This is a genomic window from Mongoliibacter sp., from assembly GCF_007692705.1.
GTDB lineage: Bacteria > Bacteroidota > Bacteroidia > Cytophagales > Cyclobacteriaceae > Mongoliibacter.
On the sequence record NZ_REBN01000216.1, the window covers coordinates 1 to 11,522 of the forward strand.

General features: G+C 39.1%; 11 protein-coding genes and 1 pseudogene. 6 read left to right on the plus strand and 6 right to left on the minus strand.

Going from position 1 to position 11,522, the window contains the following annotated elements:
- The first annotated feature begins 22 nt into the window (after positions 1-22).
- The gene (locus EA341_RS15265; protein WP_293016030.1) at positions 23-670 is read left to right on the plus strand and encodes an MCP four helix bundle domain-containing protein; all 648 of its coding nucleotides are present in this window, start codon (positions 23-25) and stop codon (positions 668-670) included.
- 209 nt (positions 671-879) lie between these two features.
- On the opposite strand, the gene EA341_RS15270 is transcribed toward EA341_RS15265, so the two are convergent.
- The 5 genes from EA341_RS15270 to EA341_RS15290 are packed head-to-tail and all read right to left on the minus strand — an operon-like array spanning position 880 to position 6,237.
- On the minus strand, positions 880-1,782 hold the full coding sequence (locus EA341_RS15270) for a sugar phosphate isomerase/epimerase (protein ID WP_293016031.1): 903 nt from the start codon (positions 1,780-1,782) through the stop codon (positions 880-882).
- Positions 1,783-1,836: 54 nt separating this feature from the next.
- Positions 1,837-2,397 carry a gluconate 2-dehydrogenase subunit 3 family protein gene (locus tag EA341_RS15275; RefSeq protein ID WP_293016032.1) on the minus strand — a complete coding sequence of 187 codons (561 nt, stop codon included), beginning with the start codon at positions 2,395-2,397 and terminating at the stop codon, positions 1,837-1,839.
- An 18-nt stretch (positions 2,398-2,415) separates the two neighbouring features.
- Positions 2,416-4,095, minus strand: a complete 1,680-nt coding sequence (locus EA341_RS15280; RefSeq protein ID WP_293016033.1) for a GMC family oxidoreductase — start codon at positions 4,093-4,095, stop codon at positions 2,416-2,418.
- Positions 4,096-4,117: 22 nt separating this feature from the next.
- On the minus strand, positions 4,118-4,990 hold the full coding sequence (locus EA341_RS15285) for a TIM barrel protein (RefSeq protein ID WP_293016034.1): 873 nt from the start codon (positions 4,988-4,990) through the stop codon (positions 4,118-4,120).
- A complete protein-coding gene (locus tag EA341_RS15290; RefSeq protein WP_293016035.1) occupies positions 4,987-6,237 on the minus strand; it encodes a nucleoside permease in 1,251 nt (416 codons plus the stop codon). The genes EA341_RS15285 and EA341_RS15290 overlap by 4 nt, the downstream gene beginning before the upstream one ends.
- Before the next feature lie 268 nt (positions 6,238-6,505).
- Here EA341_RS15290 and EA341_RS15295 point away from each other — a divergent pair, with 268 nt between their 5' ends.
- From EA341_RS15295 to EA341_RS15310, 4 genes are read left to right on the plus strand one after another with little or no spacing between them, the layout of a single operon-like run.
- The gene (locus tag EA341_RS15295) at positions 6,506-7,675 is read left to right on the plus strand and encodes a Gfo/Idh/MocA family oxidoreductase (protein ID WP_293016036.1); all 1,170 of its coding nucleotides are present in this window, start codon (positions 6,506-6,508) and stop codon (positions 7,673-7,675) included.
- Positions 7,676-7,734: 59 nt separating this feature from the next.
- Complete coding sequence (locus EA341_RS15300) at positions 7,735-8,787, plus strand: sugar phosphate isomerase/epimerase (RefSeq protein WP_293016037.1); 1,053 nt, start codon at positions 7,735-7,737, stop codon at positions 8,785-8,787.
- A 26-nt stretch (positions 8,788-8,813) separates the two neighbouring features.
- Complete coding sequence (locus tag EA341_RS15305) at positions 8,814-9,245, plus strand: c-type cytochrome (RefSeq protein ID WP_293016038.1); 432 nt, start codon at positions 8,814-8,816, stop codon at positions 9,243-9,245.
- A 2-nt stretch (positions 9,246-9,247) separates the two neighbouring features.
- A complete protein-coding gene (locus EA341_RS15310; protein ID WP_293016039.1) occupies positions 9,248-9,979 on the plus strand; it encodes a DUF1080 domain-containing protein in 732 nt (243 codons plus the stop codon).
- 99 nt (positions 9,980-10,078) lie between these two features.
- Here EA341_RS15310 and EA341_RS15315 read toward each other — a convergent pair whose 3' ends face one another.
- A complete protein-coding gene (locus EA341_RS15315; RefSeq protein ID WP_293016040.1) occupies positions 10,079-10,492 on the minus strand; it encodes a rhodanese-like domain-containing protein in 414 nt (137 codons plus the stop codon).
- A 151-nt stretch (positions 10,493-10,643) separates the two neighbouring features.
- On the opposite strand from EA341_RS15315, the pseudogene EA341_RS15320 reads away from it, so the two are divergent.
- Positions 10,644-11,522: pseudogene (locus EA341_RS15320) on the plus strand (transglutaminase domain-containing protein); the annotation flags it as partial.

Here is an 11,522-nt window from a genome sequence, read left to right on the forward strand (position 1 = left end):
CCTAACATAACCAGCAATTCTAATGAACAAGAAGAAATATCAAAACAGAAAAGTGAAAGTGGCGATTATTCTTACATTTTTGATTGTGGTCATATTTGGCAAAAACTTTTTTGAAAGAAAGAATTTCAATGAATTGGGTGATAGCTTTATTTCATTCTATGAAGATCGATTGGTAGTAGAGAGTTATATTTTCTCTATATCTGAAAAATTATTCCGGATCAAATTACTTATCAATCACTGTGAATTTGAGAGTGATTACAGCAACACGGTGGAAGAAATAAGTAATTATGAAGAAAGGATTCTGAGACTGGTAAAAGAGTTTGAAAAAACAAAACTGACGGAGGTTGAAGAATCATTTTTGACTGATTTCAAAAGGATTATCATGGACAACCTCAGGATTGCAGACTATAAGCTTATTTATTCCGATAGTGAAGGGATTAACGAGAAAAAAGTCAAAGAATACAATACTTACATTGAAAGGGCCTTGAGGGATCTTGAAAAGCTTTCGCAGATACAGATAGATGAAGGGAAAAAATTGGCTATGAATTCTGATAAGGTTGTCAATAGATCTAAAATTTGGTCACAATTTGAATTGGCAGCCTTGATTATCTTATTGGGAATTATCTATTTTTTGATTTATTCATCAAGATCTAAACCCAATACTTTATAGGATAAAAGAGGTTGTCTCATAAGTTATTTTTGATTCGATCTCCAAAAAAAAGTTTCGTGTTTAGAATTAAGCCCCTTGTGTCTTTGCAGCTATAATTAATTATTAATGCCACAAAGGCTCCAAGACACAAAGCTTATTGAAATTATACACCAAACAAGATTGGGACTAAATTTCAGGGAGTTTACTTATGAGACAGCCCTGTTTGGATATTAAAACACAAAACTTTTCATGTAGGCAGCGTTCTTTTCTGCAGCCTCCATAGGGTTGGTACCCTCAAATCTCTCTTGCTCCACAATAAAATACTCCATGCCATTGTCTTTACCTGTTCTCAGAATCGATTTGAAATCCATAATACCATTACCGATTATTGTAGAACCATTAGCCTCCTCAAAAGGTAAGTCTCCTGACTTATCTTTAACATGTCCCAGCGTAAATCTTCCCGGATATTTTTTAATATACGATTCTGGGTCATATCCAGCGGTGGTTACCCAATAAGTATCCATTTCAAAATCTACTAGGTCAGGGTCTGTATTTTCTATCAAAACATCTTGTGGGACTTGGCCTTCTAGTTCAGTGAAGGTATAACCGTGGTTATGATAGGCAAATCTCAATCCGTTTCGTTTACAGATTTCTCCTTGTTTGTTGAATGCTTCGGCCATTTTTTTATATTCGTCAATTGACTTCTGGGCACCTATATAAGGATTGATCAAGTATTTCATTCCAATCTCGCCAGCTTCTTCTGCCAACTTTTCAAGATTTTCGAAAGTATTGCAATGGGAAGCAATGAAGTCCAGTCCTAAGTCTTCTGTAAAGGACTTGAATTCCTTATTAGACATACCCCAAAAAATCCCTTTTCCACTGTCAAATCCTTCTATCTGAGTGTAGCCAAATTTCGAAATTGCTGAAATTGTGGCTCTTGCATCTTCAGCCATATTTTCTTTGACTGAATATAATTGTAAGCCAAAATCAGTTAAAGTTCCATCCGCACTTCCAAGCATGGCTTCAGTACCTTCTTGAGACTCGGATTTTGGTGAGCTGCAAAATTGGAGCGGCAGCATTGCTCCCGCACCGAAGATCGCACTTAGCTGAATAAATTTTCTTCTGTTTTTCATAGTCTGTAGTATGTAAAAGAGACTGCTAGATAGCAGTCTCTCGTGTTTATTTGATTAGATGGCGTATGCTTTATCTCCTGGATTGTAATCTATGCAGGGATCATATCTGCCTGGGGCTTCGTAATATCTCAGCTGCTGGGTAGCGCCGATTTCTGAAGTAAAGTATCCCAAAACCGTAAGGTCTTGAAGCATTCCGATTACTGCGGCCTCCTTTATGTCTTCACTTTCACTTAATTTTGATTTCAGGTCATTGAGGTAAGAAGTTCTTTCTTCCACACTTACATCCATAAAATCTTTACCAGTAGTATCTTTGAAGTCTTTACGGATATAATTGATTCCATCTACGAAGGTTTGTTGCTGTTCACCGTTATAGGTGTCCTTTACCATCATTACCATAAATTCACCGATTTCAGTAGCCTTGGCTCCAGGTGTGTCAGTGGTAGGTATGATGGCTTCACCAATTTCATCTAAGAAAGCTATGTCTTTTGGTGAAAAATCCAAGCCTACAATTTGGTCTTCCGGAGCACAACCGGTAAGGATCACATTGGCTCCTACCATTGCTCCACCCATCATCAATGCTACGCTTTTGAGTGCGTCTCTTCTATTCATTGCCATGGTTTGATTTCTTTTAAATTACAGATTTCCTTTTTTTAATTCATTCACAGCAAAGTCAGCAGCTCTTGCTGTCAAGGCCATGTAAGTTAGGGATGGGTTTTGAGCCGCTGCCGAAGTCATACATGCTCCATCAGTGACAAATACATTTTTGGCATCCCATACCTGGTTGTTGCCGTTCAGTACAGAGGTTTTTGGCTCTCTTCCCATCCTTGCAGTACCCATTTCATGGATACCCTGTCCAAACGTATATCCTGCATCAAAAGTGTTGACGTTTTTGAGACCGGCAGCTTCCAGCATTTCGGCTGCATCGTTCATCATATCAACCCTCATTTTTTTCTCATTATCCTTGATTTCGGCATTCATTTCCAAAACAGAGAGACCCCATTTGTCTTTGACATCTTTGCTCAGTTTGATGGTGTTTTCGTGATAAGGAAGTATTTCACCAAAACCGGTAATTCCCATGCTCCAAGGTCCTGGCTCGCTAAGCGCCTCTTTCAGTTGTGCACCAAAATTCATTTCAGCAACATTTCGACTCCAGCCTGACCTGCTTGCAGCTCCCTGGTATCCGAATCCTCTGATATAATCTCTTTGGTCTCCGTTTACATTTCGGAATCTTGGGATATAAACACCATTTGGTCTTCTGCCAAAATAATACTTGTCTTCATATCCTTCCATGATTCCGTTTGCACCAGTTCTGAAATGGTGATCCATAACATTGTGTCCTAATTCACCGGAACTGCTTCCTAATCCGTCAGGCCATATATCTGTGGCACTTCTCATCAGGATAGCAGTAGAATTAAATGCAGATGCACATAGGAATACAATTTTGGAGTTGAATTCATATGTTTCATTTGTTTCGGCATCCAATACTTCTACTCCAGTTGCTTTTTTTGTATCCTTATCGTAAATGAGCTTGGTTACAATAGACCATGGTCTTAATGTAAGGTTGCCTGTTTTCATAGCTGCAGGAAGCGTGGAGGATTGTGTACTAAAGTAACCTCCAAAAGGACAGCCTAACCAACACTTGTTTCTAAACTGACACTGCACCCTGCCTTCCAAAGGCTGGGTTAGGTTGGCTACTCTTCCTATAGTCACAAGTCTCTTTCCATCAAAAGCTTTCTTAACTCTTTCTGCTACATCTTTTTCAACACAATTGAGAGGCATTGGAGGCTGAAAATCTCCGTCAGGCAATTGGTCAAGTCCATCTTTATTTCCAGATATACCGGCAAATTTCTCAACGTAACTGTACCAAGGTGCCAAATCCTTGTACCTTACCGGCCAATCCACAGCTATTCCTTCTTTTAGATTGGCCTCAAAATCAATGTCTCCAAGTCTATAACTTTGCCTTCCCCATAATAAGGATCTTCCACCCACTTGATAACCTCTAAACCATGTAAATGGCTTTTTTTCTACATAAGGAGAATCTTTTTCGTGAGCCCACCAATCTAAATTCTGCTCATTAAGTACATAATCTCTTCTAAGGTTTGGGTGGTTTTCTGTCATTTCTACAGTTCTTCTACCCCGGTGAGGTACTTCCCAAGGAGCTTGTGTTGCCGTCTTGTAATCTTTGACATGCTCTACGTTCTGTCCTCTTTCCAATAAAAGGACCTTCAATCCTTTTTCAGTCAATTCTTTCGCTGCCCATCCTCCGCTGATTCCGGATCCCACAACGATTGCATCATACGAATTATCCGCCATAATTAAATTAATATTGAGTTTACTATAAATCACAAATTTTGATTGCCTCCTCAAGGGAAGCGATTTTGTCTTCTCTGGTAGGAATAAATTCCTGACAGAAATAACCATCATATCCAGTGTCAAGGACTGCCCTTACGATTGCCGGGTAGTTGATTTCCTGAGAATCGTTTATCTCATTTCTACCTGGATTTCCAGCCGTATGGTAATGTCCAAAATACTGATGGTTATTTTTAATAGTTCGGATCAAGTCCCCTTCCATGATTTGCATATGATAAATATCATAAAGCAACTTGAAGTTATCAGAGCTCACCATTTTACAGAGTTCAATACCCCATGCGCTCTTGTCACACATATAATCGGGGTGGTTTACACGGCTGTTGAGAAGTTCCATGATCAAAGTTACACCATGTTGCTCAGCCAAGCCTGTAATTTTCTTTAAGCCGTCCGCACAGTTTTTCATTCCTGTCCCGTCATCCATTCCATTTCTGTTGCCACTGAAACATATCAGATTTTTGTACCCTGCTTCTGCTACTTTGGGTATGATGTCTGTGTAATTGGCAATCAATTGCTCATGGTATTGTGGATCATTCCAGCCTCTTTCGATTCCAAGTTCAGCACCGTTGCACAATGAACATTCCACTCCATGTTTCTTGAGGATATGCCAGTTGTTTGGACCAACCAAGTCTATGGCATTGAATCCTATTTTTTTGACGGCGATACACAAATCATCAAGGCTCATAGGATTGAAAGGCCAATGACATACGGCATGGTTCACATTTCCTTTTAAAGGAGGTTTCTTGGCAGCACTGCTAACCGACATGGCTGAAAAACCACTTATGGTTACAGCTCCTAAGCTTATTTTTTTTAAGCTGTTTCTTCTGGTTATTTTGGTCATTTGTTAATAGGTTGAGATTCTGTTTTCTTACTTAACACTTCATTTTTGAAAAGGATCAAGAAAAATAGAACCACTAATATAGCAATCCCCGCGGGAATCAGCCATATAGAATTCCAATCATGTGATCCATCTGCATATAAATAGAGATCAGTGACTTGTCCAGCAATGGCAAATCCAATCAACATTCCAATACCATAGGTGGCCAAGGTTATCATTCCTTGCGCAGCTGACTGAATTTTTGCATCAGCCTTGGAGTCGGTATAAATCTGTCCAGAAACAAAGAAAAAATCATAACAAATACCATGTAGCCCTATTCCTAAAATCAGCATCCACAAGCCAGAGCCTGCATCGCCGAAAGCAAATAAAGCGTATCGAACAGCCCATGCAATCATTCCGACCAATAAGGTTGCTTTAAATCCAAATCTTTTGAAAAAGACTGGAAGTAAAAGCAAAAATAAAGCCTCAGAGACCTGCCCAATCGTCATTTTTCCTGTGGGATCGGATACCCCAATTTCTGCCAAAAAAGGGTTGGCGTTTTGGTAATAAAAAGCTAAAGGAATACAAATCAAAATGGATGCAATAAAGAAAACCAAGTAGTTTCGGTCCTTCAAAAGTCGGAGAGCTTCAAGCCCCATGATATCGGATATTGAAACTTGTTTACCCCTGTCTGCTCTAGGGGGAGTTTTGGGAAGCGTAAAGCTGAAAAATCCCAATATGAGAGAGGCGATTGAAGCCATAAGAAAGGTGTTTTTCAACAATCCTTGGGACATTCCTTCAGTAGAATCCCAGTGAAAAATATAGCTGATGACCAGTCCTGCCGAAATCCAGCCAATAGTGCCCCAGACCCTTACAGAGGCAAATTCTTTTTCAGGGTCATTCATTTGGCGGAAAGAGACAGAATTTACCAATGCCAATGTTGGCATGTATAAAATCATATAAATAAAAACAGCGGGATAAAAAAGTACAAATGTCTCTGCTTGATACATCATAAACATCAACACAGCGCCCCCTAAGTGTAGGAAACCTAAAATCTTTTCTGCATTAAAATACCTATCTGCAATTAGCCCAATAACAAAGGGGGCGATTATAGCTCCAAAAGATTGGGTAGAGAATGCTGCCCCTGTCTGTGCTCCACTAGCCTGCAAATTCATTCCTAAAAATGTACCCATTGTCACGAACCAAGAACCCCAAATGAAGAATTCAAGGAACATCATAAAGGAAAGTTTTGATCGGATAGCTAAATTCATTGGCTGTGAATTATGATTTTTTACTCCATGGGAATTGGAGAAATATGTGAATTCTGATAAAATTAAGGTTTTTTACCTTATTTTTAAAAGGTGTCTTATTCAGGTTCAAATAAGTCAATAAGCGTATCAATCCTTTACCATTCATAACATCTTACTGCAATTGATCAATTATTTAAAATGGTTTTTAAGTGATTGAAATACATAAATTATCTTACAGGAAAATTAACCCAGAATAAATTTTAAACTGAAACCCTTAAACCAAAAAGATATGGCAATGCGAAAAAAACTCAAAATGGGAATGGTAGGAGGAGGGCCTGGGGCATTTATTGGAGCGATTCATAGAAGTGCGGCACTTATGGACGGACTCATCGAACTCACCGCGGGTGCATTCAGCAGTGATCCTGAAAAATCAAAAAAAGCGGGAGAAGAACTCATGCTTGATCCTGAACGGGTATATTCCTCCTATGATGAAATGATAGAAAAGGAGCTTCAGCTTACCGAAGAGGAAAGAGTTGATATCATCAGTATAGTTACGCCAAATAATGTTCATTTTGATCCTACCAAGAAAGCTTTGGAAAACGGCTTTCATGTTGTTTTGGATAAACCGATGACTTTAACTTACGATGAAGCAAAGTCATTGTATAAAATCATCAAAAATAGTGATAAGCTTTTTTGTCTAACCCATACTTACACGGGTTATCCTATGATCAAGCAGATGAAGCAGATGATTTCCAATAACGAAATCGGCACAATCAAAAAAGTGTACGTAGAATATCCTCAAGGTTGGTTATACAAACTTCTTGAGCATGAAAACAACAAACAGGCTGAGTGGAGAACAGATCCTGCCAGAAATGGGAAAGCAGGTTGTTTTGGGGATATTGGTACGCATGCGTTCAACTTGGCAGAGTATGTTACAGGTATGAAAGTAGCCAAAATATGTGCTGATCTCGATATCAAAGTAGAGGGTAGACCAATTGACGACGATGGTGCTGTCTTGATGCGTTTTGAAAATAATGCTTCTGGTATACTTACGGCATCCCAGGTAGATACAGGCTGCGAAAATAACCTCAAAATACGCGTTTATGGAGATAAAGGCGGTCTGGAATGGCAGCAGGAGGATAATAATACACTCATTGTTAGGTGGCCAGGCAAAGCTGCAGAGGTATATAGAGCAGGAACAGGTTATTTAGGTTCTTTAGCCAATGAAAATACCAGAACTCCAGCAGGGCATCCTGAGGGTTATATAGAGGCTTTTGCTAATATTTACAGAAACTTTGCAAGATGTATTTATGCACTCAGAGAAGGTCAGGAACCGAAAGCCGAATGGTGGGATTTCCCAGGGGCAGAAGATGGTATCCGCGGGATGGCATTCATTGAACTTGTATTGGCCAGCTCTGCTTCAGAACAAAAATGGACTCCATTTATCGTTGAACAGTAACAATTCACATCTACCAAAATATCTTAAATCCAAAATTTAAAATCTTAAATAATAAACCTATGAAAACCATTAAAGGACCTGCCATATTTTTAGCTCAATTTGCTGATGATGTAGCACCGTTTAATTCTCTCAAATCAATCTGTGAATGGATGGCCAATGTAGGCTATAAAGGAGTGCAGATTCCCTCCTGGGATCCTAGAATGATTGACCTTCAAAAAGCTGCAGAAAGTAAAACTTACGCAGATGAAATCAAAGGAACAGTTCAGGATGCTGGGCTTGAAATTACAGAACTCTCTACTCACCTTCAGGGACAGTTGGTTGCAGTTCATCCTGCCTATAATGAGTTATTTGATGGCTTTGCTCCAGCAAATCTTGCAGGGGATATTAAAGGCAAGACGGAATGGGCTACTCAGCAGCTGAAATATGCAGCCAAGGCATCCGCGAATCTTGGCATCACTGCGCATGCGACATTTTCGGGAGCCTTGATGTGGCATACAGTTTACCCATGGCCCCAGAGACCTGCTGGATTGGTTGAAACCGGGTTTACTGAGCTGGCAAAAAGATGGATGCCTATTTTGGATGAGTTTGACCGATACGGGGTAGATGTATGTTATGAGTTACATCCGGGCGAAGATTTACATGATGGAATCACTTTTGAGATGTTTTTGGAAAAAGTAAATAACCACAAGCGTGCAAACATTTTATACGATCCAAGTCATTTTGTATTGCAATGTTTGGATTATCTTCAATTCATTGATTTTTATCACGAAAGGATCAAAATGTTCCACGTAAAAGATGCAGAATTCAATCCTACAGGCAAGCAGGGTGTGTATGGAGGCTTTCAAGGCTGGGTTGATAGGGCAGGAAGATTCCGCTCTTTAGGTGATGGACAAGTAGATTTTAGTGGTATATTTAGCAAACTTTCTCAGTATGACTTTGATGGTTGGGCTGTGCTGGAATGGGAATGTGCAATCAAACATCCTGAACAAGGTGCTATAGAAGGCGCACAGTTCATTTCTGATCATTTAATCCGGGTTACCGAAAAAGCATTTGATGACTTTGCAGGTCGAGGTGCTGATGAAGCTTTCAATAAAAAAATATTAGGTATTTAATTAATCAACGAAAAATTATTATTCGCATGAAACTAGCAAAATCAATGGCTATGGGGATGCTTTCTTTAGCAGCTCTAGCTTACTCCTGCGGGGGTGGTGGATCTTCTGATTCTTCTTCAGAGTCATCTTCTTCGGATTCGGCCCCTGCACCAGCAGCCTCTTCTCAAAGTTTGGAAGACAAATATAAAGATGATCCTGTTTTTGTGGCAGGCTCTGCCAAAGCAAAAGAAGCTGGTTGTACCGCTTGTCATATGGTGGAAAGGAAAATAGTAGGTCCATCTTATGCAGATGTAGCTGCTAAATATGAAAATACTGATGAGAACGTAGCAATGTTGACATCGAGAGTGATCAAAGGGAATGTTGGCGAATGGGGTGAAGTACCCATGCCAGCGCATCCGCACTTGGAAAACGATGATGTGGAAACTATTGTAAAATACGTTTTACTTCTTAAAAAATAATTATGAGGCATATTGGATACATGCTCATGTTTGGAGCCACCATGGCATTTGCTTGTGGTGGCTCTACTGAGCAAACAGCAGAATCTTTGGAAATAGAAGTCGAAGAAAATGAATGGAGGGAATTGTTTGATGGATCCTCATTTGATGGTTGGAAAAAGTACGGTGGAGGAGAAGTAGGCAAAGCCTGGAAAATCCAAGACGGAGTGATGTACTTGGATGCTGCAAACAAAGAAAACTGGGAAACCGGTGATGCGGGAGATATTGTGACTGTAGACGAGTTCGAGAATTTTCACTTCCAAGTAGAATGGAAAATCGGAAAGGATGGAAATAGCGGCATAATTTTCTTGGTACATGAATCAGAAGATTATTCATATCCATGGATGACCGGTATGGAAATGCAGATTCTTGATGATGATGGTCATCCTGATGCTAAAATCAGGACACATAAAGCAGGAGATCTTTATGACCTGATAGAATCAAGTGAGCAAACAGTGAAGCCAGTAGGCGAATGGAACCTAGCCGAAATCATAGTTAACCAAGGAGAACTTGAATTGCATATGAATGGTGTGATGGTAGTTTCTACCAGCCTTTGGACACCCGAGTGGGAGCAAATGGTAGCTGAGTCAAAATTTAAAGATATGCCAGGATTTGCCAAGTATCGTAAAGGGAAAATTGCCCTTCAGGATCATGGAGATGAAGTTTGGTTCAGGAATATCAAGATTAAAGAACTGTAATTAATTCATAGTGAAATAGTCTTAGAAGTACATTCTCAGAATAAATTTTTCATTTGAATTTCAATTTAAAAAAAGAGGCGTTAGAAATAGCCTCTTTTTTTATTTTACAGTGTACCCGTTTTTAACCCATTCAACGTATCCACCTTCAAGGTTATAAACTTTGGGATAACCTTTTTCCTTCAGGTACTCAGCTGCTTTTGCACTTCTTGCACCCACTGCACAGTAGAGGTAAATTTCTTTATCTTTTGGGAGTTCGTTCAATTTTTCATAAAAATCCTTGCTTAAAAAGTCGATTTTCAAGGGCTCAGCAATAACACCGTTGGATATTTCCTCTTGAGTTCTGACATCCACGAGTATACCATCTCCCTCAGATATCAGCTTTAGGAAAGTCGCCTGATCTACATTTTTGATTTTTTCATCCGAGTAATTACTTTCTGTTGATTTGATATTACAACCCGAAAAAATAATTAAAATAGCACAAATACTTAGTAAGTCGTTTAAAATCCTTTTCATTCATATTGATTTTAAGTTGGAAGGTAAACTTAAATAATTTATGAATAACACCCATTTTTACCTCTCATGATATTTACCAATAAACAATACTCTTTGGAAAAAGTACTATTTGTTGCAATATTGTTAAATCAATTACCCATAATAAATATTTATGCCCTCTTATAAAATCCCAAATCTCTTTTTGCTTTTTTTCTCTCTCTTGATCGTGTCTTGTAATTCTGGTCAACAAAATGAGAAAACTGAAACTAAAACGGAAGCTAAATTAGAAAAGGTTTCTATTGAAGAAATTGAAGCAGGTATAAAGGCATACATAGATAAAGAAACAGCAGCCAATGGGGGTTATTTTTTGATCGATGATGAAAAACATCAGCTTAGATTGAAACTGGTAAGGGTTCACACGGAGTACCTTTCTAACCTTGGACCAAAAAGACACTTTGCATGTGTTGACCTTGCCGATGAAAATGGAGACGTGTATGATGTTGACTTTTTCTTGGAAGGCGAACCCGGAAGCATGGGAGTGACAGAAACTTCTTTACATAAATTGAACGGAAAGCCTTTTTATACCTGGAAACAGGTGGTTGATAAGACTTGGAGAAAGGTACCCGTTGAGTCTGCTTCTACAGAATTATTAGGTGTTGTGGAGGGGACTGACGATTTTGAATTTACGTATGCCGCTGTAGTTCCAAAAATCACCCAAATTACCAAGGGCTGGATTCCATTGGCCAAATCAGATGATTTTCAGCAAGTGAAACTAGTTTCTATGAATATCCCTGGTAACCACAAAATACTTGAAGAAAAGGAATTCAGAAATAAGATAGTTTATTTTGAATTAGGTCCGGAAGATTCAGGGAAGAAAATTGAGCTTATTTATGAGGTAAAGAGAAAGGAGAAGAACCCATACGAAGCAGTCGGGGAATTGGACCCGAGATATCTTGAACCAAATTTATTGATGCCTATTGGCGGTCGCTTCAGTGAAATAGCAGAAGAGGCCATCAAAGGAAAAGAAAATGAAGGCAAATTGATGCAGGCT

Coding starts and splice junctions, on each gene's coding strand:
- EA341_RS15265 (WP_293016030.1), top strand. CDS start 23: ATGAACAAGAAGAAATATCAAAACAGAAAAGTGAAAGTGGCGATTATT.
- EA341_RS15270 (WP_293016031.1), bottom strand. CDS start 1,782: ATGAAAAACAGAAGAAAATTTATTCAGCTAAGTGCGATCTTCGGTGCG.
- EA341_RS15275 (WP_293016032.1), bottom strand. CDS start 2,397: ATGGCAATGAATAGAAGAGACGCACTCAAAAGCGTAGCATTGATGATG.
- EA341_RS15280 (WP_293016033.1), bottom strand. CDS start 4,095: ATGGCGGATAATTCGTATGATGCAATCGTTGTGGGATCCGGAATCAGC.
- EA341_RS15285 (WP_293016034.1), bottom strand. CDS start 4,990: ATGACCAAAATAACCAGAAGAAACAGCTTAAAAAAAATAAGCTTAGGA.
- EA341_RS15290 (WP_293016035.1), bottom strand. CDS start 6,237: ATGAATTTAGCTATCCGATCAAAACTTTCCTTTATGATGTTCCTTGAA.
- EA341_RS15295 (WP_293016036.1), top strand. CDS start 6,506: ATGGCAATGCGAAAAAAACTCAAAATGGGAATGGTAGGAGGAGGGCCT.
- EA341_RS15300 (WP_293016037.1), top strand. CDS start 7,735: ATGAAAACCATTAAAGGACCTGCCATATTTTTAGCTCAATTTGCTGAT.
- EA341_RS15305 (WP_293016038.1), top strand. CDS start 8,814: ATGAAACTAGCAAAATCAATGGCTATGGGGATGCTTTCTTTAGCAGCT.
- EA341_RS15310 (WP_293016039.1), top strand. CDS start 9,248: ATGAGGCATATTGGATACATGCTCATGTTTGGAGCCACCATGGCATTT.
- EA341_RS15315 (WP_293016040.1), bottom strand. CDS start 10,492: ATGAAAAGGATTTTAAACGACTTACTAAGTATTTGTGCTATTTTAATT.